We start from the raw sequence: 24,873 nt of genomic DNA, 5'->3' as shown, positions 1-24,873 counted from the left end.
CACATTCCGGAGGCATCGTGTCCGTACGCGTACCGGAGGACTTCGCGGTCGTCATCGACGCCGGTGGAGCGGTCATGGTGTGGAGCCCCGGGGCTCAGCGGCTGCTCGGACACGAACCCGCCGAGATCGTGGGCCGGCCGGCCGCCGGACTCCTGGCCGCCGGGCTGCCCGCGTCCGCGCTGCGACACCTGGCCGACGGCGACCCGGTGACCAGCGAGGTGGCGCTCCGGCACCGGGACGGCGAGCGGTTCGTGGTGCGGCTGCAGGGGACGCCGCTCGCGGACGCGGGCAGCGGCCGCCCCTGGCTCGTGACGGGAGCCGCGCAGACGAGCGTGGCGGGACGGGCCGAGCCGGGCGCGGAGGCCCTGTGGGACCTCACGCTCACGCAGCTCCCCCTGCCGGTGGCGGTCTACAACCGCGAGGCCCGGCTGGTGGGCGCCAACGCGGTCATGGCGCAGGTGATGGGCATGACCGTGGCGGAGATGCGGGGGAAAACGCTGTGGGAGATCCAGCCCACCCAGCCTTTCGACGAGTACGACCGCCTCCAGCGGCAGGTCCTGCGCACCGGGGAGACGGTGTTCCACGAGGACCACGCCAAGGCGCCCGGAGAGACCCGGGAGCACGCCTGGTCGATGTTCATCTTTCCGTTGCAGGACGAGAGCGGCACGGTCCAGGGACTGGCCTCGGCCGTCTTCGACACCACGGAGCAGTACTGGGCCCGCCGCCGCCTCGTGGTCCTCAACGACGCGGGGCTGCGCATCGGCAGCACCCTGGACGTGACCAGGACGGCCGAGGAACTGGCCGAGGTGGCCGTGGACGGGTTCGCGGACTTCGTCACCGTGGACCTGCTGGACTCCGTCGCCCTGGGTGACGAACCGGCACCGGTACCGCCGGGCAAGCCGGTCACCGTGCGCCGCACGGCCCAGCGGTCGGTGCTGGAGGGCGTCCCCGAGTCGGTGGTCGCCTCGGGGGACACGACCGTCTACCCGGTGGGGACACCGCCGATGCAGACGCTGATCGCCGCCCGGGGCACCCGGCACGCGGCGGGAGAACCGGGGATGCAGGAGTGGATCAGGTCCCTCGAGGCCCGCGCCAGGATCGTGACCACGTTCATGATCCACTCGGTGATGCTGGTGCCGCTGCGTGCCCGCGGAGTGACCTTGGGTCTGGTGCACTTCCTGCGGCACCGGACCGCGGAGTCCTTCACCGACGACGACCTCCTGCTCGCGGAGGAGATCGTCGCCAGAGCGGCGGTGAGTGTGGACAACGCCCGCCGCTACACCGGTGAGCGCCGGACGGCGCTGGCACTCCAGCGCAGCCTCCTGCCCGACCAGCCGCGGGACCTGGCGGCGCTGGAGGTGGCCTACCGCTATCTGCCCGCCGGTTCCGGCGTGGACGTGGGCGGGGACTGGTTCGACGTGATTCCGCTGTCCGGCGCCCGGGTCGCCCTGGTCGTGGGCGACGTGGTGGGCCACGGCGTTCACGCGTCGGCCACGATGGGCCGGCTGCGGACCGCCGTACGGACGCTCGCGGACGTCGACCTGGCTCCGGACGAGCTCCTCACCCAGCTGGACGATGTCGTCCTCAGGCTCGACCGGGAGGAGGGGCCCGAGGCACGCGGGCTTTCCCAGGACACGTCGGGGGAGGTCGGGGCCACGTGCGTGTACGCCGTGTACGACCCCGTGTCCCGGCGCTGCACCATGGCCCGCGCCGGACATCCACCGCCCGCCCTGGTGCACCCCGACGGCGGCGTGCGGTTCCTGGAGCTGCCCGCCGGGCCCCCGCTCGGCCTCGGCGGCCTGCCGTTCGAGGCGGTGGAGGTCGAGTTGGACGAGGGCAGCCTGCTCGCCTTCTACACCGACGGTCTGGTCGAGGCGGCCGACCGCGACATCGACGTCGGTCTCGCCCTGCTGCACCAGGCGTTGAGCGACCCGTCCGCTCCGCTGGAGGAGACCTGCGACCAGGTGCTGCGCGCCGTGCCGCGCGACCGTCCCGGCGACGACATCGTGCTGATGCTGGCTCGCACAGCCGCGCTCGACTCCGGAAAGGTACGCACCTGGCAGCTGTCGCGGGACCCGGCGGCCGTGGCCGGGGCCCGCAGGATGGTAGGTGGGCAGCTGGCCGCCTGGGGGCTGACGGAGGCGGCGTTCGCCACCGAACTCATCGTCAGCGAGCTGGTCACGAACGCCGTCCGGTACGGCGCCGACCCGGTCGTGCTCCGGCTCATTCGCGACTCGACACTGATCTGCGAGGTGTCCGACGGCAGCAGCACCGCCCCGCACCTGCGGCGGGCCCGCGTCTTCGACGAGGGCGGCCGCGGGCTGATGCTGGTCGCCCAGATCGCCGACCGCTGGGGCACCCGCCAGACCCCCACCGGCAAGACCATCTGGGCGGAACAGGCACTGCCCACCGAGACGCTCGTGGACCCGCCCTGAGACGCGGTCACCCACCACCGGCTCCCGGCCGCCGGGAGCTCACTGGGCGCGGATGGCGTCGGCGGGTGGGGTGCGCAGGGCACGGCGGGTGGGGAGTTCGGTGGTGAGGAAGGCCGTGGCGGTGACCGTGAGGGCGAGGGCGGGCAGGAGCCAGACCGGGCCGGACGGCCACGGGCGGCCGAGGAAGCCCTGGCCCAGCAGGGCGAGGGGGAGAGCGGACAGGAGCAGGGCCGTGACGAGGGCGGTGGCGGCGGTGACCGCGGCCTCCCGGCGCATCATCGCGCGGATCTGGCGTGGGGTGGTGCCGTTGAGTCGGAGGGCGCCCATCTCGACGCCACGCTGGGCGGTGGCGGCGACGAGCTTGTTGGCGATGCTGAGCAGCAGGTAGACCAGCAGGACCACGATGGTGGCCAGGTTGATCCACACCTCGGGCGGGGCGTCCTTCAGGCCGCCCACGGAAGCGGGGTGCGTGTCCTCGAGGGTCAGGCCGGGGCGGGACGCGGCCAGGGCGGTGAGGTGCCGGCGGGCGGTGTCCGTGCCGTCGGTGCGGACCAGGACGGACTGGTCGAGTCCGGTCGTGGTGTGTCCGGCGGCCAGGTCGTGGGAGAGGGCGACCGTGCCGAAGCCGAGGCCGCGGCCGTACACGGCGACGACCTTCGCGTCGACCCGGGCACCGTCGCCCAGGACCAGGCTCACCCTGCTGCCGAGCCCGGCCCCGCGGGAGCGGGCGGCATCGTCGCTGACGGCGACGGTGGCGCCGGTGAGACCGCGGAGGCTGCCGTCCCGCACGTCGAGGTCGAGGACGTCCGCCGCGTCCGGGGTGAGGATCATCGCGGAGCCCGCCTCGGTCGTCGGCTCGCCGAACTCCTCGTACGTCCACGCGACGGTGGTCTCACCGACGGGGGCCGCCGCCCGTACGCCGCGGGTCTCGCGTACGGCGGCCAGGGTGCCGTCGGGCAGGCCGCCCAGGTCCGGGGCGCTCAGGCGCTGCTGGGCGAGGGTGCCGGCCCGGGTGTCGTTCGCGGTGGCGGCCAGCACGGTGGTCTGGGCGAAGGTGTAGGTCAGGACGAACATGACCGCCATGGCCAGGGCGCTGACGATCCCGGCGTTGCGCAGGGCGTAGGCGCGGACGTTGGACATCGCCAGCCAGGTCGGGGCGGAGGTGCCGGAGCGGGTACGACGGGACGCGGCGGCTCCGACGCCCCGGACCAGGGCCGGGCCGGCCAGCGCCAGGCCGATCGCACCGACGATGCCCGCCATGGAGGTGCCGGTGGCGCCGATGACGGTGCGGGAGAACAGCGGCAGGACCGACATGGTGATCGCGGCGAGGATGACCAGCAGTCCGGCGCGGGTACGGGCCTTCGACGGGTCACGGGGTTCGCTGCGGGATTCCGCGACCGCCTCGGTGGCCGGCCTGCGGGAGATCCGCCAGGCGGCGCCCCGGGCCGACAGCTGCACGGCCAGCGCCGTCAGCAGGATCGTCGCGAGGGCGGGCAACGGGCTGTAGGTGAGGGGCAGTTCGGGCGGGACGACACCCCGGTTCGCCAGCAGCTCGCGGAACTGCCCGGCCAGCGGGTAGCCCAGCGCCACACCCGGTACCAGCGCCACGGCCGCGATGACCGTGGCCTGGGCGGCGGCCAGCCGGCGGATCTGCCGCCCGGTCGCCCCGACGGCCCGCATCAGCGCCAGGTCCCGGCGCTGCCCGCCGACCGACACGGCCAAGGCGCTCGCCGTCACGAACCCGGTGATCAGCAGGACGATCCCGGCGAGGGAGGAGGCGAGCAGGATCAGCAGTGAGCGGGACGCGCCCGCGCCGGGTGCGACCAGGTCTCCGCGGTCCGCGCCGGTGACCGCCACCAGCCCGGCGCCCTTCGTGAGCTTCGTACGGACCTCCGCGGCGACCTTCTCCGCGGCGCCCGGCGCGGTACGCAGGCCGATCAGGTCGACGGTGTCGGCCCGCGTCCCGGCGTCGCCGCTCGCCCGGCCGGACAGTCGCCGGGCCGTCGGGTCGGCGAAGAGGATCCCGGCGCCCGGGGCGTCGACCACCGCCGAGACCCGGTAGCGGGCGGCGGGCCGGGCGCCCACGACGACCTCGACCCGGTCGCCGACCCGGACCCCCGCCGCGGTGGCGGTGGCGGAGTCCACGGCGACCTCGCCGGAACCGGTGGGCTCGCTTCCGTCGATCCCCGGGGCTTCCAGCAGGCCGGTCGAGGACCAGCCGTGCCCGGCGGAGGCGGGGTCCTCGGCCGGTACGACCCGGCCGCGGGCGTCGACGAGGGCGGCGGGGAAGCCGAGGTCGCCGACCGTGGCCTCCACCCCCGGCAGCCCGGACAGTTCGGAGACGAGGCGGGCGGGGACCCTGCGGCGCTCCGGGAGCGCGATCGGCAGGTCGCCGCTCGGGTGGATCACCTGGTCGGCGGCGACGACGACGTCCGCGCCGGCCAGGCGGCCGGCCGGCAGGTGGGAGCGCAGACCCGACTCGGCCAGTACTCCGGTGCCGGTGATCAGGGCGGCGCCGCCGAGGACCGCGCAGGCGACCGCGATCAGCGCGGTGATCCGGTGCCCGGCCATGCGTATCGCGAGCGGGAACATGACGCTCACACCTCTCCCAATTCGACGAGACGGTGGGCCAGTTCGGGGGCGGTCGGTTTGTCGAGGGCCTCCACCACCCGGCCGTCGGCCATCACCAGCACCTGGTGGGCGCGGGCCGCGGCGGCCGGATCGTGGGTGACCATCACCACCGTCTGGTCCAGGTCGTCGACCAGGTCCCGCAGCAGGTCGAGGACCTCGTGGGCGGAGCGCAGGTCCAGCGCGCCGGTCGGCTCGTCGGCGAACACCACGGCCGGCTTGGTCACCAACGCCCGTACGACCGCCGCGCGTTGCTGCTGGCCGCCGGAGAGCTCGGTGGGCCGGTGGGTCAGCCGGTCGGTGAGACCGACCCGCCGCACCAGGGCCCGCAGCCAGTCCTGGTCGGGCGCGCGTCCCGCCAGCCGCAGCGGCAGGGTGATGTTGTCCTCGACGCTGAGCGACGGGATCAGGTTGTAGGCCTGGAACACGAACCCGACGCGTTCCCTGCGCAGTTCGGTACGGCGGGTCTCGTTCATTCCGCCGATCTCCCGGCCGTCGACGCGGATGCTCCCGGAGGTCGGGGTGTCCAGCCCGGCGGCGCAGTGCATCAGCGTGCTCTTGCCGGAGCCCGACGGCCCCATCACGGCGAGGAACGTGCCGCGGTCCACGGTCAGGGACACGTGGTCCAGGGCGCGTACGCCTCCCGGGTACTCCTTGCTGACGTCCGTGAGGGCGATGGCGCTCATCGACGGCCCCGCAGGCTGCGCACGACGAGGGCCCCGCCGCAGAGCACGGTGAGGGCACCGAAGGCCAGGTGCACCCAGGTGTTCGCGCCGCCGAACGACGCGGCCATGTTGGTGACGGCGCTGACCACGACCACGATCCACAGGAGCGTGCGGGCGACGTCCCCCCGGGTGAGGCGGTCGGACTCGGCGGATGTGTTCGTCATGGGGTCTCCCGTGCTCTGGGCGGTCCTGGTCCGGTCCGCGTTCGGTGCGTGTGCGGTCCTCGCTGTCGTCACCGACGCTATGGATCAGCACCCCTCGCGGCCGATCCCGCAGCCGACCCGGTTCAGGTACAGCAGGCTGTACTTCCCGGCCGCTCAGCCACCCGCCAACCGGGCGCCGACGTAGGGTCGTTCGCGACCGAGGGAGAACCGAGGGGGAGTGGATGGCATCTCACGAGGACACCACTGTCACCGCCGCCACCGACCGGGGCGCGGACGTCAAGGACATCGCCGTACGCACCCTGAGCGCCGCCGGCACCGCGATCGGACAGCTCGCGTCCGGACTCAACACGGCGCTGCTCGCCCTGCTGGTGCTGCTCTGCACGGCCGTCGCCGCCGTGACGAGCCTGGCCGGGGTGGGGCTGCTCCTGGCGCCCGCCGTGCTGCGCGCGCTGCACGCCCTCGCCGGACGGGAACGCGTACGGCTGGCCCGCTGGGGCCCGGAGGTCGTCGCCCCGCAGCCCCCGCCGACCCGGCTGCGTCCCGCCCTGGTCGACCCGACCACTCGACGGGAACTGCGCTGGCTGGCGCGGCACGCGACCCTGGGGTTCCCGCTGGGGCTGCTCGGTGTCCTGCTGCCGATCCTGGCGGTGCGGGACAGCGCCTTTCCGCTGTACTGGAAGCTCCTGCCCGGGGACACGACCGCCACCTCCCTGGGGATGGGCTCCGCGCACTCCTGGCCGGACGCCCTCGCGGTGGCGCTGCTGGGCCTGAGCTGGGTCATCATCATCCTCGGGCTGGCGCCCGGCATGGCCCGGCTGCAGGCCCGGCCCGGCAGGCAGCTCCTCGCCGCCGGTCCCGACGTCGATCTCTCCCTGCGGGTCGCGGAGTTGACGGCGACCAGGGCCGCCGCGCTCGACGCCCACGCCACCGAACTGCGCCGTATCGAGCGCTCGTTGCACGACGGCACCCAGAACCGCATCGTCAGCGTCACCGTTCTGCTGGGCGCGGCCCGACGCATGGTGGCCCGTGACCCCGCCGGTGCCGACGAACTCCTCGAACGCGCCCAGTCCGCCGCCGAACAGGCCCTCGCGGAGCTGCGTACCGTCTCCCGGAGCATCCTGCCCCCGGTGCTGGCCGATCGCGGACTGGCCGGCGCGCTGTCCGGCCTGGCCGTGAACTGCGCGGTGCCCTGCCAGGTCGACGTGGACGTACCCACGCGGTGTGCCGCCTCCGTCGAGGCGACCGCCTACTTCGTGGTGGCCGAGGCCCTCACCAACATCGCCAAGCACAGCGGCGCCGCCCACGCCACCGTCACCGCCCGCAGCAGCGGAGGCCGACTGCGCCTGCGCGTACAGGACGACGGCCGGGGCGGCGCTGGGGGCACCTCCCAGGCCATGGGCACTGGGGGAGAGGACGGCGGTTCCGGGCTCACCGGAATCCGCCGCCGGGTCGCGGCGCTCGACGGTAGCCTCACCCTGGCCAGCCCGCCGGGCGGCCCGACAACCCTTGAAGTGGACCTTCCCTGTGGATCGTGACGCTCGTGTCCTGCGGATCGTGATAGCCGAGGACGACCCGTTGCTGCGTGAGGGGCTCGCCCTGCTGCTGCGGGCCGAGGGCCTCGACGTGGTGGCCACCGCCGGTACCCCGGACGGGGTGCTGGACGCCATCGACGTACACAAGCCGGACGTCGCCATCCTCGACGTACGGATGCCGCCGACGCACACCGACGAGGGGATCGTCGCGGCGGTCGAGGCCCGGCGCCGACGGCCCGACCTGGCCGTCCTGGTGCTGTCCGCGTACGTCGAGCAGAGCTTCGCCACCGAGTTGCTCGGCGGCGGTGTCACCGGCCTCGGCTATCTGCTCAAGGAGCGCGTCGGGCGGGTGGAGGAATTCCTGGACGCCCTGCACCGGGTGGCGGACGGCGGCACCGCCATCGACCCCGAGGTCGTCGCGCAGCTGTTCACCCGCTCCCGCCAGGACCCCCGGCTGGAACGGCTCAGCCCGCGCGAGCGGGACGTACTGGCCCTGATGGCCGAGGGGTTGGGCAACACGGCCATCGCCGAACGCCTCGTCGTCACCGACGGAGCCGTCCACAAACACATCCGCAGCATCTTCGCCAAGCTCGACCTGTCCCCCACCGACCAGATGGACCGCCGGGTCGCCGCGGTGCTTCGGTATCTGGAGGACGTCCGTCGCCTGGGGTGAGCGGCGGCTGGGCCCTTATGGCGGATTAGGGGCTGTTTCACGTGAAACAGCCCCTCTCGCCGGCGTCGTCGACTGAGCGGCCCGACCCGGTGCGGAACTCACGCCACCCGTTCGTTCTGGTTCTGCAGGGCTGAGCGCATGTCGCAGAGGAGCCTCAGGGCGCGGCGGTGGGTCCAGAGGACCCCGTAGCAGAACCCGGCCGTGGCGACCGCGAAGACGATCGGGAAGGTCAGCGAATCGGTGAAGGCCCCGAGGACGACCAGGCCGAGCGCCACCAGGCCCATGAATCCCAGCCAGTACGGCAGCCAGCGGCGGCCCCGCTCAATCTGCCCCAGTTGCTCGGCGACCAGCCGTCGCATGGTCGCCCGCTCCTCGGGATCCCTGGGTACCTCGCGGTGCCGGATCTTGCGGTTGAGTTCGGCGACACCGTCCGCGTCGGTGCCGGCCGCACGGCTGGTCCTGCGGCGCCGTGCGGCCACGAACGCGATGGCGATGCCGGCGTAGATCACTGCCTGGATCACCCACAGGACGGGATGGTCGTCCCGGCGGAGCAGGGCGCTGAGCCCCAGGCACAGCAGGAAGAGCAGGACGGCTTGCGCGGTCAGACTTCGGTCGAGCCAGCGCTTGAAGGCGCGCACGGCACGTACCTCCTCGGAATCGGCGGATCACCCGCGGTTACTGCGCGGGTACCCCGCCGATCCCGGACTACGAGCGCCAGGCCCGACCGATCTGACCGTGCGTCACCAGGCCAGGGCGTCGTCCATGGTGTACTGCCAGTACGTGACGCTGATCGAGTCGTCGACGTACACGCCCTTCGCCGGAAGCGACGGCTTGGCGGTCCCCGCGTCGCCGTTGAAGTAGACCGCGAGGGTCTTCGCCGTGTAGCCGTTGGAGCCGCTGCCGTCCGCTGCCGCGAGACGGACGCCCGCGTACCCCGACTCACCGGGCGCCAGCGTGACCACGGCCTGCGGCTTGGAGTCCTCGAACACCGGCGGGACGGACTGCGCCGGGCCGAACTGGACGGCCGGGAAGCCGCGGAGGTCACAGTTCTTCGAGCCGGTGTTGGTGACGGTGAGAAGCAGGTGGTTCAGCGGGCGGGAGACCGGCGTGGCGGTCATCCTGACGGAGGCGCTGGTGCAGGGGGCGGAGAGGGACTTCGAGCTGCCCGAGCCGGAGGAGCCCTTCGCGGCCGAGGTGCCCTTGGAGCCCGAGGCGCCGGTGGAACCGGAGGAGCCGGAGGCCTTGGTGGAGCCGGAGGTGCCGGTGGAACCGGTGGTCCCCTTCGAGCCGGCGGCGGCGACCTGCTCCGCCCCCGTGGACGTCCCCCTGCTCTGGGACGAGCCCGAGGCGGATGCCGTGGACGACGAGATGGATGTGGACGTCGAAGCGCCCTCGTCGCGGGTGCCCTGTCCGTCGCTGCACGCCGTCAGAGTCAGAGTGAAGGCCGTGAGTGCGACGGCGGCGAGCGTGCGGTTGCGACGGGTACGTGCGGACATGTGATCCCCCTGATGCGGTACGGGTGTTGGCGTGGGCCGCCCGGCCGGGTGCCGGGAGCGGCGTGCTTGGATGACCAGAGCTTGAGCGGTGATCCGTCCCGGCCGCCACAACTGGCGGGACATCCGGAACGCTGGAACACCTGCGATAGCGCTGACCTGGGGGAATGACCATCTCCTGGAACGAAGGTCCGGGACGCGGGGAGAGGGAGGAACGATGGCCGGGGGTGAGTTCTCGGAGCTGTTGGGCCAGTTGAAGGAACGGTCCGGGCTCAGTTACGGGGTACTCGGGAAGCGGCTGCACACGAGTGCGTCCACGCTTCACCGGTACGTCAACGGGGACGCCGTACCGACGGACTACGCGCCCGTGGAGCGGTTCGCGCGCGTGTGCAAGGCGACGCCCGAGGAACTGGTGGAGCTGCATCGGCGGTGGATCCTCGCGGACGCCCTGCGGGGGCAGAAGGCGGCCGGGGCTCCCGCGGAAGCAGCGGCTGAGGGGGTTCCCGAGGGCGAGCGCGGGGCCGGCGAACGCGAGGTGGACGTACCCGACCAACGCGGGGCTGACGAGCCCGGTGGCGACGAGCCTCGTGACGAGGAGCTAGCCCTCCCGGCCACCGCTCCCGTGCCCCGGCGCCGACGTGCCGTCATCCTGGCCACCGCCGCCGTGGTCGCCGTCGGCGTCTCGGTCGCGCTCGTGGTGAACCTCGTGCCCGGCAAGGGCGAGGACGACCGGAGCGGGAAACAGTCCGTGGGGGCCGCCGCCTTACCGACCGCCGCGAAGGGCCACTCGGTCTCACCGTCCGCCTCACGCAGCGCCCGCCCGAAGGCCTCCGCCTCCGCATCCGCCTCCACCGCCGCGTCCGCCTCGTCCTCCCCCTCCGTCTCCGCCTCCCGGAGCGGCGGGGCCCAGACGGCGCGGGACGGCGGTTTCACGGACGGGGCCACGGCGCCCGCGGTCGCCGTCAATCCGTACAAGTGGGACAGCCCGTGCAGCCAGCACTACCTGATCAACCAGAAGCCCGAGCAGGTGCCGCCGCCGCCGACCGAGCCGGACGCACGCGGGTGGGTCACCGCGCTCGGCGGGGTCGCCGGCGGGCAGCAGATGCTCGCGCTGACCGTGCAGGGCAAGGGGAAGGCGACCGTCGTCCTGGAGGCACTGCACGTGCGGGTGGTGGAGAAGAGCGCTCCCCTGGCCTGGAACGACTTCTCGATGGGCGTCGGGTGCGGCGGCGGCGTGGAGACCACGTCCTTCGGCGTCAACCTCGACGCCGGGCGGCCCGCCACCTCCCCCAAGGCCGGGCAGCGCGACTTCCCGTACAAGGTGAGCGAGTCCGACCCCGAGGTCTTCTACGTCTTCGCGGACGCACGCGCGCACAACGTGAGCTGGTACCTGGAACTCGACTGGTCCAGCGGCGACAAGCAGGGCACCATACGCGTCGACGACAACGGCAAGCCCTTCCGGACCAGCGGGAACGTGGGACGCCCCGCGTACGACTACCCGCTCGGTGACACCGAGTGGGGGCGGAACGAGTACGAGCCCGACGTTCCCGAGTGAAGCGGAGTCGGGGGCCGGACGGCGGGCGAGGGCGACGAGACCGAAGACCGAAGACCGGCGGATGATGAGGCCATGCGCATCCGTATCGACGCGACCGACCTGCCCGGCCGCACCTGCCGGGCCCCCGCCCCGTCCGCCGACCCCGACGCCGACGCCCCGGCGTACGGCAACGTCCACGTCGCCGTACAACGCCGGGACCGTCCGGCCGAGTTGCTCGCACCGCAGCCCGGCGACGCGGCGTCCGCGACCTGGACGCTGGAATGCACCGCGGACTCCTCGCCGACGGGCACGGACGTCCGCGGCCCCTACGTGCAGGACCGGCTGGGCCGCAGGTTCATCTACCTCTCGTGGGGCACGGTCGACGACGCGGGCGTCTTCACCATGTTCCGCCGCGCCAAGCTCATGCTCGACGTCATCCCCGCCGAGGTGCTCGCCGCCGCCGCCCGCCACGGTCTGCTGGTCGGACGCCTCGGCCTGACCGACTCCTTTGGCAACCCCGTGTGCGCACGGGTGGAACCCCCGCGGATCACCTGGACCGCCGAAGCCGCCGAGACCCCCTAGCGGGTCCCGGTCAGGAGCCGGGCGGGGCCGCCCGTACCAGGCCGGTCTGGTAGGCGATGACGACCAGTTGCGCCCGGTCGCGGGCGGCCAGTTTCGTCATGGCCCGGTGGATGTGGGTGCGTACCGTCAGCGGGCTGAGCGTGAGGTCCTCGGCGATCTCGGTGTTGGAGAGGCCCTCCGCGGCCAGGGCCATCACCTCGCGTTCGCGGACCGTGAGGTCGGCCAGGCGCTCCGGGGGCGCCAGCTGGGTGCCGGGGGCGGGGGAGGTGAGGAAGCGGGTGATCAGGGTGCGGGTGGCGCCGGGTGACAGGAGCGCCTCGCCGGAGGCGACGGTGCGCAGACCGGCGAGCAGGGTGTCGGCGGTGACGTCCTTGCCGAGGAAGCCGCTGGCACCGGCGCGCAGCGCCTGGGCGACGTAGTCCTCGGTCTCGAAGGTGGTCAGGATGAGGACGCGGGTGTCGGCCAGTTCCGGGTCGGCGCAGATCGCGGAGGTCGCGGCGAGACCGTCCGTGCCCGGCATGCGGATGTCCATGAGGACGATGTCGGGGTGGTGGGCGTGGGCGAGCTCGACGGCCTCCTTGCCGTCGGACGCCTCCCCGACCACCTCCATGTCGTCGCAGGAGTCGATCAGGATCCGGAAGGTGGCCCGCAGCAGGGCCTGGTCGTCGGCGAGCAGTACCCGGACGGTCATGGTGTGTCGCTTTCTCGGACGGCGGAGGGCTGGAGCGGCAGCGCGGTGGTGACCTCGAAGCCGCCCTCGGGGCGGGGGCCCGCGCACAGCTCACCGCCGATGGAGTGGGCGCGTTCGCGCATGCCGATGACGCCGAAGCCGGAGCCCTTCCGGAGGGCGGGGGCGGGGGTGACGGCGGGGCCGTCGTTGCTGACGGTGATCTGCAGCCGGGAGTCCGCGTAGGCCAGCCGCACGTGTGCGGTCTCCGTCGCGGCGTGCTTGGAGACGTTGGTCAGCGCCTCCTGCACGATCCGGAAGGCCGTCAGATCCACGCCGGGGGACAGCGGCTGCGGCTCCCCGTCCGTGGTGACCGCGACGGTGAGCCCCGCGGACGCACACGCCGAGACCAGCTCCGGCAGACGGGCGAGGCCGGGGGACGGCTCCAGCGACACGGACTCCGGGTCGTCGCTCTGCCGCAGCAGCCCGAGGGTGGCCTTCAGCTCGCGCAGCGCGGCGGACGTGGTGCCGGTCAGGTCGGTGAGGATCTTCTTGGTCTGCCCCGGATCGGCGAGCGCCAGGTGGGCGGCGGTGCCCGCCTGGGCGTTGGCGAGGGCCATGTGGTGGGCGACGACGTCGTGCAGCTCGCGGGCGATGCGCATGCGTTCCTCGGTGACGCGCAGCCGGGCCTCCTCCTCGCGGGTGCGTTCGGCGTGCTCGGCACGGGCCTGCACGGACCGCAGATAGGCGCGCCGCAGTTGCGTCATGGTGCCGGCGGCCAGGGGCAGCATCAGCCAGAAGAAGGGGCCGATCGCCCGGAGCACCAGGGACAGGTGATCCATCGAGTCGGCGAACACGGCCGCCAGCGTCAGGGACAACGTGGTGACGATGCCGTAGACGCGGATGGTCTTGCGGTCGGTGAGGGTGGCCATCCAGTAGAGGGCCGCCATGACGGGGCCCAGCAGCAGGGGGGTGAGCAGGTACCCCAGCGAGATCGCGATCACCGTGCAGACGGCGGTCACGACGACGGCGACGCGCGGATGGGTGCGGTACCTCAGGAGGGCGAGACAGGACACCGCCATGAGGATGGTGGCGGCCCCGTCCTGGTCGGGCGGGTCGGCACCGGGCATGGTGAGCGAGCTGCCGAGGGTCGCGCAGCCCATCAACGCCAAGACCACCGCGACGTCGATGACGAGGGTGTGGCGCTCCGCGTACCGCTCGAAGCGGTCGGTGTAGCGCTCCAGGCTGGTGCTCATCGTGCTCTCCGGTGGGGTGGACTGGTTCCATCGTGGACGCTTCCGGGCGGGAACCGCCGACGGGGCCGCCCGTGTCCTTCGTCACGGGCGGCCCCTGGTGGGGGGTGGGGCGGTGGTGTCAGGCGCGGGCCGGGGCCGGCTCGGCGGTTTCGGACGGCGTGGGGTGCGGGTCCGTCTCGGGGCGGCGGCTCAGCGCCTCGCCCTCGACGTCGACGCGGGGCAGCAGCCGGTCCAGCCAGCCGGGCAGCCACCAGGCCTTGTCTCCGAGCAGGGCGAGCACGGCGGGCACGATCGCCATCCGGACCACGAAGGCGTCGAAGAGGACGGCGCCGGCCAGCCCGAACCCGATCATCTTGATCATGGAGTCGCTCTCGCCGATGAATCCGGCGAACACCGCGATCATGATCATCGCGGCGGCCACGACGACCCGGGCGCTGTGCCGGAAACCGCTGGTGACCGCCTCGGCGGGCGAGTCGCCGTGGACGTACGCCTCCCGCATCCGGGAGACCAGGAACACCTCGTAGTCCATGGCCAGGCCGAAGACGATACCCACCAGGAAGATCGGCATCAGGCTCATGATCGGCCCGGTCTGCTCCACGCCGAGGAGTTCGGCGCCGTGGCCCTGCTGGAAGACCAGCACGACCACGCCGAGGGAGGCCAGCACCGACAGCAGGAAGCCGAGGGCGGCCTTCAGCGGGACGAGCAGCGACCGGAAGACCACCAGCAGGAGCACGATCGCCAGGCCGACCACCACGATCAGGTACGGGACCAGCGCCGACTGGACCTTCTCGGCGATGTCGATGTTCAGCGCGGTGGTGCCGGTGACCTCGAAGGTCGCCCCGGTCTTCGACTCGACCGCGGGACGCTCGCCGCGGATCGTCGTCACCAGGTTCTTGGTCTTCTCGTCGGTCGGCGCGGTGGTGGGCACCACCGAGAAGACCGCCGTGTCACCGGCCTTGTTGAACCGCGCCGGGGAGACGGACACGACACCCTCGGTGGCGCCGATCTCCTTGGCGACCGTGTCCGCGGCGCCCTTCGGGTCGGAGTCGCCCTTGGCGTCCACGACGACGGTCAGCGGACCGTTGAAGCCCGGCCCGAAGCCCTCGGCGAGCGCGTCGTAGGCGCGGCGTTCGGTGGTGGAGGTCGACTTCGCCTCGTCGCCGGGCATGCCCAGCTGCAGGCCGGTCACCGGTATCGCGAGGGCCCCGAGGCCGACCACGCCGAGCAGCAGGATCGGCAGCGGCCGGCGCAGCACGAACCGCGCCCAGCGGGTGCCCCCGTTGTCCTGAGAGGCCTGCTCGATCTGGCCGCTCCGGCGGGCCCGGCGGGTGAGCACGGCGTTCGGCCAGAAACCAAGCAACGCCGGGACCAGCGTCAGCGCGATCAGTACGGCGACGACGACCGCGCCGGCCGCGGCCAGGCCCATCTTGGTGAGCATCGGGATGCCGACCACCGAGAGCCCGGCGAGCGCGATGACGACGGTGAGCCCGGCGAAGACGACCGCGGATCCGGCCGTGCCGACCGCCAGGCCGGTCGCCTCCTGCGGGGTACGGCCCTTGGCGCGCTCCTCGCGGTAGCGGGAGACCACGAACAGGGCGTAGTCGATGCCGACCGCGAGGCCCAGCATCATCGCCAGGGTGCCGGTCGTGGTGGACAGGCCGAGCGTGCTGGCCAAGGTCAGGATCGTGGCCATGCTCACGCCGACACCGATGACGGCGGTCAGCAGCGGCAGCCCGGCCGCGGCGAGGGAACCGAAGGTGATCAGCAGGACCACGGCGGCCACCGAGATACCGATGATCTCGGCGGTGCCGCCCGCCCCGCCGCCGTCGGACATCGCGCTCCCGCCGGCGTCGACGGTCAGTCCGGAGTCCCGCGCCTCGTCCAGGGCCTTGGTCAGCGCGCTCTTGCTGGCGTCGGTGAGGTCGTCGGCGGCGACCTTGTAGGTAACGGTCGCGTACGCCGTCGTGCCGTCCTTGCTGACCGACTTCGCCTGGAAGGGGTTGACGGCGCCCGCGACCTGCGAACCGTCGCCCAGCTCGGTCACGGTCCGCTCGACGATCCGCTTGTTCTCGGCGGCGGTGACCTTCTCGCCGCTCGGCGCGACGAACACGACCCTGGCGGTCGCGCCGTCGGCGGTGGCGCCGGGGAAGCGCTGTTCCATCAGGTCGAACGCCCTCTGGGACTCGATGCCCGGCATGGAGAACCCCTCGTCGGCGCCTGCCGGGGCCTTGACGGCGCCCAGGCCGACGGCGGCCAGGACGGCCGCCCAGACCAGGGCGACGTACCAGCGCCGCCGGAAGGCCAGGCGGCCCACTCGATACAGGAAAGTAGCCACGTCAGGGGGTCTCCACATCTGGTGCCGAAGGTGCCCCCAGGCTGTCCGGTGCGGGGCCGTCCTGTCGTCGTGCGGCTGCCGACACTCCGCGCTACTCAGAACGCAGTAGGGACCGGCCGCCGGGTCAACCGCTGGTACTAGGGGGCGGGCTCCGGTGTCGGAACGAGGTCTCCTCGGACCGGTGACATGACGAGCGCGGTAACTACCGCCGGGTAGTGCAGAGATCCGGTAGAAACCTGGGCGTGAATGTTCACCGGGGGCCGTTTCCCCTCCGATCACGCTCGGGTTGGGCTAGACATTCCCCGAACGCACCGTCACCGGTGGGTTCTTGGCGGCACACCGGCCCGAGGAGAAACACGCAGTGACTACGCCAGATCATGTCCCCGCCGAGGGCGGCAGACGCCCGGCGCGCCGGTTCGGGCGCGGGTCCGGTTCGCGGGCGCGGAAGGGGTTCACCCGCCTGCGGATCGCCCTGGCCGCGGCGAGCGCGCTGATCGTCGCCGCCGGGACGGGGGTGCAGGTGATGGCCGCCCAGGCATCCCCGGTGTCCTCGTCCCCCGAACCGCCCGTGCCGACCCTGACCTGGTCGGACTGCCAGGGCGGCTTCGAGTGCGCGAACGCCCAGGTGCCGCTCGACTACCGCGACCCGAAGGGCCGCACCCTCACCCTGGCGGTGATACGCAGGAAGGCCACGGACCCGTCGAAGCGCAAGGGGACCCTCTTCCTGCAACCCGGCGGGCCGGGCAACTCCGGCGTGGACTTCGTCCGCGGCAACTACGCCAGCCTGCCGGCCGCCCTGCGCGACTCCTTCGACGTCTTCGGTTACGACGTACGCGGTGTCGGCCGCAGCTCACAGATCCAGTGCTGGGACGACCCGACGTACACCCAGGCCGTCACCGCGGCCAAGGGCGTGCCCGGCCCGGACGCCTACGAACCGGCCGTGCGGCAGGCCGCCGAGTTCGACCAGGCCTGCCAGGACAACGCGGGCGACCTGCTGCCGTACGTGGGCACCGAGTACGTCGCCCGCGACATCGACCTGCTGCGCCAGGCCCTCGGTGAGGACCAACTGACGTACTACGGGCGGTCGTTCGGCAGTTACATCGGCACCGTGTACGCGGCCCTGTTCCCGAAGCGGGTGCGTGCCCTGGCACTCGACGGCGCGTACGACCCGGAGCACTACTCCTACCAGCCGTACAAGTACGACCGGCCCCAGTACCTCGCCCTGGACGGCGCGATGAGCCGCTTCCTCGACTGGTGCAAGGCCGACCAGGCCACCTGCGGGTTCGGCGACGGCGACCCCCGGGCGGCGTTCGAGAAGCTCAAGGCCGACCTGGACGCCAACCCGGTGCCGACCGCGAACGGCGGACAGGCCAACGGCTACACCCTCGTCTACCGCCTGATGTTCAACATCAACGAGGGCAAGGTCATCTGGCCCTCGTTCGGCGAGGCCCTGCGCAAGGCCCAGCAGCGCGACAACACGTCCTTCCTGCTGCGGCCGCCGTCCCCGGCCAGCTTCGACTTCCTGAACCCGAACGTGGTCGTGGAGTGCGTCGACAAGGACTACCCGAGTGACCCGGCCCTGCTGAAGCGACAGGTCACCACCAACGCCAGGCTGGCGCCGCTGCTCGGTCCGGCCATGGCGTACGGCCCGCCGACCTACGACCACCAGCACGCCACCGCCTGCGCCCAGTGGAAGGGCGAGCACCCCAGCCGCTACGACGGCTCCTACCGCGCGAAGGGCTCGGCACCGATCCTCGTCGTCGGCAACACCGGTGACCCGGACACCCCGTACCAGGACGCGGTGGCGCTGTCCCGGGAGCTCGACAACGGCCGTCTGCTCACGTTCAAGGCCGAGGGGCACACCGCGTTCGGCCGCAGCGTCTGCGCTTCGGACGCGGTCACGAGCTACCTGGTGGACCTGAAGGTCCCGGCCCGCGGCACGACCTGCGCGGACGAGGCCCAACCGCCGTCCTCCACGCCCACGGTGGCCCCGTCCGGCACCACGCTCGGCGAACTCCGCCACGGCGTCGACGACCGCCTCGACCGCATCGGCGTCGCGCGCCGCTGACCCGTAACACCCGGCATCGACCGGCCGCTCCACCCCGGCACCCGAGGCGCCGGGCCCTCCCCGGGCCCGGCGCCTCACGCGTGAAAAACCCTTTCTCCACGGCGTGCAACCTTCCGGGATACCCGGTCGTCTCACCCCATAGCAGCTTTACCTGGCCCAGTATCACCAAGGGGGACAAAATGCGACGAATAGGAGCCGCAGTCGCGGCGCTCGCCCTCGCGGGCGGCCTGCTGGCGGCCGGAGCCGCCACCGCGGGCGCCTCACCGTCGGCCACCACATCCGCCTCCGCCTGCCCGACGGGCTGGGGCAGCGGCGCCAAGGGCGGATTCACCGCCGGCGCCGTACCGCTGAAGAACATCAGGACCGGACAGCACGACTGCTACGACCGCATGGTCTTCGACGTCCCCGGCGGCGGCACCGTCGGCTACTCCGTGCACTACGTCGACAAGCTCTACCAGGACCCGTCCGGGGCCTACATCCCGGTGAGCGGCGGGGCCATCCTCGAAATCCGGGTCGCCGCGCCCAGCTACGACCCGGAGAGCGGCCAGGTCGCCTACCCGGGCCGGGTGGCTCAGCCGCTGCCCGGTGTGAACATCAGCGGATACCGCACCTTCAGGGACACCCGGTTCGCCGGCAGCTTCGAGGGCGACACCCAGATCGGCCTCGGCGTCCGCGCCCGGCTGCCGTTCCGGGTGATCCAGCTGCCCGACCAGCTGGTGGTCGACGTGGCCCACAGCTGGACCGCTTGAATCCTCACTTCCCTGAAGGGAGGTGATTCCTGGCTCAGGCTGCCTCCTGGAGCAGCGCTCCAGGAGGTCTTCTGCCATCAGTACCAGCCGGGTTGAGACCAGCCCGGACGAGCATCACGCGTGCGGAGTTCTTGTCCCGTGGGGACACGACTCCACATGCGGTGCAGGTGTAGGTGCGCTCACCCAGCGGCTGGGGGTCCTCCCACGCCCTTGAGGCAGTGGGGGAGCGATGCTTGGCTCTCGCATCGCAGTGCCCGCAGTCCATCGTGGTGTGCGCGGGGTGTACGAGGCGGATGTCCCGCCCGTGTTTGCGGCCCATCTCGGTCAGGGCCGTCTTGGTGGCGCCGATGGCGGCGTCAGCAGCCTTGCGGGCCATGGTGGTCCTGGCGAGGCACTTCGGGCGGAAGTCCTCGACAGCGATGGCGTCGTGGTCGCGGACCACTTTCTTGGCCCACTTGCGGCCGGTGTCCGCACGCTGCCTGGCCACCTTCTTGTGCGCCTTGGCCCGTAGTTTCTTCGCCTCGCGGTAGCCCTTCGATGCGGGTTGGCCCTTCTTCGGTTTGCGGCGGGCCATCATCCGGTCGTACCGGGTCAGCTTCTTCTGCGCCTTCTGGCCGTGTCCGGCGTGCGGCAGGTCGTGCGCGTCGGACGTGGTGGTCGCGGTCTCCTTCACACCCCAGTCGACGCCCAGGACCCGACCGGTCTCCGGCAGCGGCTGGACCTGGGCGGGGACGACGAAGGAGGCGTACCAATGCCCGAGGCTGTCCTGGTACACGCGCACCGAGGACGGCTCCCCCGCCAGGTCACGCGACCACACCACAGTCAGGATGATGCCCCCGGCCAGGTGCAGCCGGCCGTCCTTCAACCGGAACCCGCGCCGGGTGTAGTTGAGGGTCGGCAGCGCCTCGCGCTTGGATTTCCACTTCGGCATCCCCGCCCGGCGCGCCATGGGCAGGCGGTCCCAGATGTCCTTGTGCGCCTTGCCACGGGAGCGGCCGAAGTCACGGATGACCTGCTGCTGGACAACCGACGAGCCCTCACGCAGCCACGGCGTACGGGCGCGGGCCTCGGTCAGCATCCTGTCGAGCTGCGCCGGACCGCACGTCTGGTTCTCGCCGGTCGCCTTGTTGTGCAGATGCACGGCCCTCGACTTGGCGACACACTCGTTCCACACCCACCGGCACCGGTCCCACTCCGCCACCAGAGCGGTGCGAGCGGTGGACGACACACGCAGCCGGAAGGTGTATCGGGCATGCCCATCCTGCGCCACGACCCCCGCCTGCGCCATCTCGCCCCCTCACCATGTCCCGGCCAGGACGACATGCCGCCCCGAACCCTGCGTAGGACCATACGTACGACCACCGCACACACATCCCCCAATCCCACAGTCACCACCCCGACCAGCGACCACAGGAGCACGCGTTCGCATCACGACAGCGGTACCAGCGCTCCGCGCCTGAACCCGATGCGGCGACGACTGGCGTCGCGACACCGGATGCGATTCCTCCCCGGCGTGAACGCCGGGGCCTCCTCGCAAGAAACAGGTGAAGCCCTGCACCGGGCGGGCTTCTCGGCCGCGACGACTGCACCTGCCACGCGGGCGTCCCAGGTCAGCGGGGCACGAGGCACTGACGGCCGCGGGCCTCGATCGGCCGGCCCCCGTCCAGTGGTCAGTGCTCCAGGCGCACAGGCATCAGGATCGAGAAGGTGTCCTCACTGTCGGTCCGGCGAATCGCCACGGGCGCCGCGGGGCCGCCGAACTCCAGGATCAGCTGGTCCCGGGCTCCGGCGGCCAGCGCGTCCACAAGGAACTCACGGTTGACGGCGACCTGGCCGGGGTCGTCGTCGCCCTCATCGCAGACGGTGACGCCGCCGGCGGCCGGCTTGAGCACGGTGAGGTCACCGGAGGCACCGTCCTGCCGTGCCTCGCTCGCCCGGACGGGGCCGTTCTCCACCGCCTCCCGGAGGGCCCTGACGTCGATGAGGGCACGGTGCCCGGCCGGCAGGTGAAGCAGGCGACGGTAATCAGGGAAGTCGTGATCGAGGCACTGGCCGGCCGCCTGCCGGTCCCCCGCCTCCAGGACCACGCGGTCACCGTCCACGGTGAGCTGGACGGACGCGTCGTCGCTCGACAGCGCCCGCATCGCGTCGGCGAGCGGGGACGGCACGATGACCTGTACCCGGGGTCCGCCGTGCCCGGTGGTGCCGACGTGTGCGACAGCCATCCGGTACCGGTCGGTGGCCACGACCTGGAGCGCCTCGCCCTCGATGTCGAACAGGACACCGCCGAGCATCGGCAGTTCCGGGTCGGTACCGGCGGCGAAGCGGACCGCGTCCAACGCGGCGGCCAGCTCGGGCGCGGAGACGGCCAGCCGGACGGCGGCGGTGCGGAGCATGGTCATGGGTCTCTCCCTGCGTTCGAGTAGTGCTCGGAGCGTGGAGAACTCACCGCGGGCATCGGACAGCCCCCGTTCAAGACGGCGCAGATGTGCCTCGAGCAGCTTCAGGACCAGGTCGGTGTCCGCGCTCGACCAGCCGGCCAGTACCAGCCGGATGTCCGCCAACGGCATGCCCGCCCGTCGCAGCCGGGCCAGCAACCGTGCCTCGTCCACCTGTTCGCCTTCGTACCAGCGGTAGCCGCTCACCGGATCCACCCAGGCCGGGATCAGCACACCGGCACGGTCGTAGAAGCGCAGCGCGCTCACGCTCAGTCCACTGTCCCGGGCCATCCCGCCGATACCGCGCATCTCGCTCTCCACACCCAGGACTCTGCGCCCTCAACCAGGTCGAGGGTCAACGGCTGACTGAGGAGTTCCCTTTCATCCAGGTGGACATTGTGTGGATACCTCTCGGTAGCGCTCCTGCCGTACCCGCAACGGCCAATTCGGACTGATAACTTCCGCTTCTCCGGCTCGGGGGAACCATCGAAGCCGGTAGCAGACCCCCACAAGTGAATCTGGACGGAACGCCTTGCGTACCTCTCGTAACGACCCCCAGGGAAGACACCGTTGGCGGGTGCCGAGGAACCGACGCGGTCGCATACTCCTGGCCGGCGCGACCTCCGTACTGGCGCTGGCGCTCGTCGCGCCACTCGCCTCGGCGGCACTGACCGACTCGCCCACCCCCACCGCCCCGCCCCCGGCCGACCGGGTCACCGACACCTCTCAACTGCCGTCCGGCTGGCGGCAGTCCGACGACCGGATCGTCACCTACGACGGGGACGCCACCGGCCTGCACGTCCTGGTCGCCGACGCCTCGCGGGCCTACGCCTGGCGCACCGCGGCCACCCTCACCGAACCGGGCGTCGACACCGACCAGTGGATCGGCCAGAGCTGTGTCACGGCCTCGGGCGACCGTGCCGTGGTGGTCTACGCGCCCCGGCAGGCGGTCAACGACCAACAGGGCTTCCAGCAGGGCGGCTTCGCGGCCGTGGTCGACCTCGCGGACGGCACGGTGACCAAACTGCCGCGGCTGGTGTCCCTCGCCTACTTCAACCCCGGCTGCGGCGACGGCGAACAGGCCGTGCTGTCCGTGCCGCAGGGTGACCGCACGGAACTGCTGACCGTCGACGCGCAGAAGGGAAAACTGACCCGTGACCAGACCGTCCCGGGCCAGCTGAGTTCCGCGGTGCCCTTCGGCGACGGCATCGCGGCGGCCACCGGGAACTCCGTGGTCTCGGTGGACGGCCGAGGACACCTGCGCACCCTGGCCCGTACGGCGAGGACGCCGTTCCGGCTGGTGCCGGACGCCCACGACGGCCTCGCCTACCAGGTCCCTGACGAGGGTACGAAGGTGCAGGTCCGCCGGGTCACCGAGGACGGCCCCGACCGGCTGCTCGGCTCCGGCGCGCTGGGCGCCCTGGCGGTGCACGGCACCGGCGGCCGGGTCTTCGTCACCGGGCCGCACGCGAGCAAGGCCGTCCCGGGCTCCGCCCTCCCGAAGAGCTGGCGGGCCCTCGACGTCCCGGCCTCCTCCGAGGTCTCCACCACCGGCGCCCTCGCCCTGACCGGCGTCGGCACCGGCACCGAGGCGGCCGGCCGCAGGACCGTCGACGTCCTCCCCGCCCCCGGCACCGCCACCGACACCGCACAGCCGGTCGGCATCCACGCCCTGTCGACGGGCACCGACGCGGCCTTCGACTTCCGTGTGAAGCCCGCCGCACCGCAGCGGGAACAGGGCACCGAGCAGTCCCCGGCGCTGTCCGCAGGCACCCCGGGCGGCGACGGCGAGAGCCCGTCGCCCGGCATGCGGCTGGACAGCGTCGACGACGACCCCGCGCACACCACCACCGACCCCGACCGGGCCTGCGCCGTGTCCCGCAACGACCCCGGGCTCCAGTCGCTCCAGCCGTCCCCCGCGATGGTCGAGTGGGCGGCCGACCTCGCCGTACAGGGACGCCTCGACGTCCGCCGCCGCAGCGGATGGAACGGCACCGACCTGGCGTCGTACACCCCGCAGGGGCTGTTCCCGCCGGTCGCGCTCAAGGGTGGTGGCCGGGTGCCCGCGCAGGTCCTGCTCGGCGTGCTCAGCCAGGAGTCCAACCTGCTGCAAAGCACCTCCAGGGCGTCCGCCGGGGAGAGCGGCAACTTCATCCAGGGCGGCTACTACGGCAACGCGGGCAGCGTCCACACCGTCGACTGGTCCGCCGCCGACTGCGGTTACGGCATCGGCCAGGTGACCAGCGGCATGGCCCGCACCGACACCACCTACACCGCCGAGCAGCAGCGGGCGATCACCGTGGACTACGCGGCCAACATCGCGGCGAGTGTGCGGATCCTCCAGGACAAGTGGAACCAGCTGTACGAGCGGGGCATCCTCGCCAACGGCGGTGACCCCCGGTACCTGGAGAACTGGTGGTTCGCGCTGTGGGCGTACAACAGCGGCTTCAACGAGCCGAACGCTTCGGACGCCACCGCCCCCTGGGGCGTGGGCTGGTTCAACAACCCGGCCAACGGGCTCTACCCGCCGGACCGCACGATGTTCCTGTCGTCCGGCGCCGACGACGCCCGCAACCCCAACCTGTGGACGTACCCGGAGCGGGTCCTCGGCTGGGCGGCGTACTCCCAGCAGAAGACCGACCCGGCGACCGGTACCGCCTCCGCGGCCTTCGCCGTCGGCAGTTGGCCGGCCGGCGGGGCGCCGGAGGCCCAGCCGCCGCACGACGCGTTCTGCTCCCCCGAGGTCAACGAGTGCGACACCTCCAAGCCGCGCCAGGTGGAGGGTTCGAGCCAGCCCGCGGGGCCGTGCCAGCGGGACGACTTCAAGTGCTGGTGGCACGAGCCGTCGACCTGGACGGACTGCGCCACCACCTGCGGTACGGAGGTGCTGACGTACCGGGCGACCGATCCGGAGCCGAAGGTCACCGCGCCGCACCCGGCGTCCTGCTCGTCCTCGCTGCCGTCGAACGCGCTGATCGTGGACGACGTGCCGAACACGGTGAAGTTCCGGGTGGGCGACACCAATCCCTGTGCCGGCAAGCACAACTGGACCAGCCGGGGCACGCTGTCGTTCACCTTCGGCTCGGCGGTGCGGGACGGTACGACCGTCTACCCCTCGAAGATCGACTTCCATCAGCTCGGTTCGGGCTTCGGCGGTCACTTCTGGTTCACCCACACCCGGGTGCCGAGCCTCACCGACTCGGTCGTCACCGGGACCTGGACGCCGGACCGGTCGGTCGAGGGCTGGGCGCGGGTCATGGTGCACCTGCCCGACCACGAGGCCGACACCGACCAGGCCACGTACCGGGTCGACCTCGGTGACGGCACCGTCCTGGAGAAGACGATCTCCCAGGACACCGGGGGCGAGAACACCTGGGTGTCCCTGGGGTCGTACGAGTTCCACGGCACTCCGAGCGTCTCGCTGAGCTCGGACACCGCGGACGGCACCGGCGACGACTCGATCGCCTGGGACGCCCTGGCCTTCGAGCCGTTGCCCGACAGGCCCTCGGACGCCGTCACGGCGTCACCGTCAGCGACTCCGGCCCCGTCCCCGTCCCCCGCGCCGCAGCCGTAGAGCGCCGGGGCGCATCCCCG

Annotated in this window: 18 protein-coding genes; 8 read left to right on the top strand and 10 right to left on the bottom strand. The window is 72.3% G+C overall.

Annotation, left to right across the window (positions count from 1 at the left end; all coding sequences use genetic code 11):
* The first annotated feature begins 74 nt into the window (after positions 1-74).
* The gene (locus ACFYRY_RS29270) at positions 75-2,435 is read left to right on the top strand and encodes a SpoIIE family protein phosphatase (protein ID WP_389152962.1); all 2,361 of its coding nucleotides are present in this window, start codon (positions 75-77) and stop codon (positions 2,433-2,435) included.
* A 39-nt stretch (positions 2,436-2,474) separates the two neighbouring features.
* On the opposite strand, the gene ACFYRY_RS29265 is transcribed toward ACFYRY_RS29270, so the two are convergent.
* From ACFYRY_RS29265 to ACFYRY_RS29255, 3 genes are read right to left on the bottom strand one after another with little or no spacing between them, the layout of a single operon-like run.
* The gene (locus ACFYRY_RS29265) at positions 2,475-5,027 is read right to left on the bottom strand and encodes an FtsX-like permease family protein (protein WP_389151980.1); all 2,553 of its coding nucleotides are present in this window, start codon (positions 5,025-5,027) and stop codon (positions 2,475-2,477) included.
* A gap of 5 nt (positions 5,028-5,032) precedes the next feature.
* Entirely contained in the window at positions 5,033-5,749 is a 717-nt protein-coding gene (locus ACFYRY_RS29260; RefSeq protein ID WP_389151977.1) for an ABC transporter ATP-binding protein, read from the bottom strand.
* Entirely contained in the window at positions 5,746-5,952 is a 207-nt protein-coding gene (locus tag ACFYRY_RS29255) for a hypothetical protein (protein ID WP_389151974.1), read from the bottom strand. The genes ACFYRY_RS29260 and ACFYRY_RS29255 overlap by 4 nt, the downstream gene beginning before the upstream one ends.
* 221 nt (positions 5,953-6,173) lie before the next feature.
* Between ACFYRY_RS29255 and ACFYRY_RS29250 the strand changes: the two genes are divergently transcribed.
* Positions 6,174-7,487 carry a sensor histidine kinase gene (locus ACFYRY_RS29250; protein WP_389151971.1) on the top strand — a complete coding sequence of 438 codons (1,314 nt, stop codon included), beginning with the start codon at positions 6,174-6,176 and terminating at the stop codon, positions 7,485-7,487.
* Between the two features lie 10 nt (positions 7,488-7,497).
* A complete protein-coding gene (locus tag ACFYRY_RS29245) occupies positions 7,498-8,157 on the top strand; it encodes a response regulator transcription factor (RefSeq protein ID WP_389152959.1) in 660 nt (219 codons plus the stop codon).
* Between the two features lie 98 nt (positions 8,158-8,255).
* On the opposite strand, the gene ACFYRY_RS29240 is transcribed toward ACFYRY_RS29245, so the two are convergent.
* Complete coding sequence (locus tag ACFYRY_RS29240; RefSeq protein ID WP_389151968.1) at positions 8,256-8,795, bottom strand: hypothetical protein; 540 nt, start codon at positions 8,793-8,795, stop codon at positions 8,256-8,258.
* A gap of 102 nt (positions 8,796-8,897) precedes the next feature.
* On the bottom strand, positions 8,898-9,653 hold the full coding sequence (locus tag ACFYRY_RS29235) for a DUF4232 domain-containing protein (protein WP_389151966.1): 756 nt from the start codon (positions 9,651-9,653) through the stop codon (positions 8,898-8,900).
* 214 nt (positions 9,654-9,867) lie between these two features.
* Here ACFYRY_RS29235 and ACFYRY_RS29230 point away from each other — a divergent pair, with 214 nt between their 5' ends.
* Both ACFYRY_RS29230 and ACFYRY_RS29225 read left to right on the top strand, forming a co-directional pair.
* Positions 9,868-11,205 (top strand): helix-turn-helix domain-containing protein, encoded by a 1,338-nt coding sequence (locus tag ACFYRY_RS29230; RefSeq protein ID WP_389151963.1) that lies wholly within the window; start codon positions 9,868-9,870, stop codon positions 11,203-11,205.
* A gap of 72 nt (positions 11,206-11,277) precedes the next feature.
* A complete protein-coding gene (locus ACFYRY_RS29225) occupies positions 11,278-11,766 on the top strand; it encodes a DUF5990 family protein (protein ID WP_389151960.1) in 489 nt (162 codons plus the stop codon).
* Between the two features lie 10 nt (positions 11,767-11,776).
* Here the strand turns inward: ACFYRY_RS29225 and ACFYRY_RS29220 are convergent, their stop codons facing one another.
* The 3 genes from ACFYRY_RS29220 to ACFYRY_RS29210 all read right to left on the bottom strand — a co-directional run bounded on the left by ACFYRY_RS29220 (position 11,777) and on the right by ACFYRY_RS29210 (position 16,024).
* Positions 11,777-12,457 (bottom strand): response regulator, encoded by a 681-nt coding sequence (locus tag ACFYRY_RS29220; protein ID WP_389151957.1) that lies wholly within the window; start codon positions 12,455-12,457, stop codon positions 11,777-11,779.
* Entirely contained in the window at positions 12,454-13,689 is a 1,236-nt protein-coding gene (locus ACFYRY_RS29215) for a sensor histidine kinase (protein ID WP_389151954.1), read from the bottom strand. Before ACFYRY_RS29215 ends, ACFYRY_RS29220 begins: the two co-directional genes overlap by 4 nt.
* Positions 13,690-13,807: 118 nt before the next feature.
* A complete protein-coding gene (locus ACFYRY_RS29210; protein WP_389151951.1) occupies positions 13,808-16,024 on the bottom strand; it encodes an MMPL family transporter in 2,217 nt (738 codons plus the stop codon).
* Positions 16,025-16,547: 523 nt separating this feature from the next.
* Between ACFYRY_RS29210 and ACFYRY_RS29205 the strand changes: the two genes are divergently transcribed.
* Together ACFYRY_RS29205 and ACFYRY_RS29200 are read left to right on the top strand one after the other, a co-directional pair.
* Positions 16,548-18,092 carry an alpha/beta hydrolase gene (locus ACFYRY_RS29205; protein WP_389152957.1) on the top strand — a complete coding sequence of 515 codons (1,545 nt, stop codon included), beginning with the start codon at positions 16,548-16,550 and terminating at the stop codon, positions 18,090-18,092.
* Between the two features lie 179 nt (positions 18,093-18,271).
* Positions 18,272-18,841 (top strand): hypothetical protein, encoded by a 570-nt coding sequence (locus ACFYRY_RS29200; RefSeq protein ID WP_389151948.1) that lies wholly within the window; start codon positions 18,272-18,274, stop codon positions 18,839-18,841.
* 34 nt (positions 18,842-18,875) lie between these two features.
* Here the strand turns inward: ACFYRY_RS29200 and ACFYRY_RS29195 are convergent, their stop codons facing one another.
* Both ACFYRY_RS29195 and ACFYRY_RS29190 read right to left on the bottom strand, forming a co-directional pair.
* Positions 18,876-20,129 carry an RNA-guided endonuclease InsQ/TnpB family protein gene (locus ACFYRY_RS29195; RefSeq protein WP_389151945.1) on the bottom strand — a complete coding sequence of 418 codons (1,254 nt, stop codon included), beginning with the start codon at positions 20,127-20,129 and terminating at the stop codon, positions 18,876-18,878.
* A gap of 382 nt (positions 20,130-20,511) precedes the next feature.
* Positions 20,512-21,600, bottom strand: a complete 1,089-nt coding sequence (locus ACFYRY_RS29190; protein WP_389151942.1) for a MerR family transcriptional regulator — start codon at positions 21,598-21,600, stop codon at positions 20,512-20,514.
* Positions 21,601-21,856: 256 nt separating this feature from the next.
* On the opposite strand from ACFYRY_RS29190, the gene ACFYRY_RS29185 reads away from it, so the two are divergent.
* A complete protein-coding gene (locus ACFYRY_RS29185) occupies positions 21,857-24,853 on the top strand; it encodes a hypothetical protein (RefSeq protein ID WP_389151940.1) in 2,997 nt (998 codons plus the stop codon).
* The last annotated feature ends 20 nt before the right edge of the window (positions 24,854-24,873 follow it).

Source organism: Streptomyces sp. NPDC005263, assembly GCF_042872365.1.
Lineage (GTDB): Bacteria > Actinomycetota > Actinomycetes > Streptomycetales > Streptomycetaceae > Streptomyces.
The sequence above is the reverse complement of the archived record's forward strand: the minus strand, read 5'-3'. Positions and strand labels throughout refer to the sequence as shown.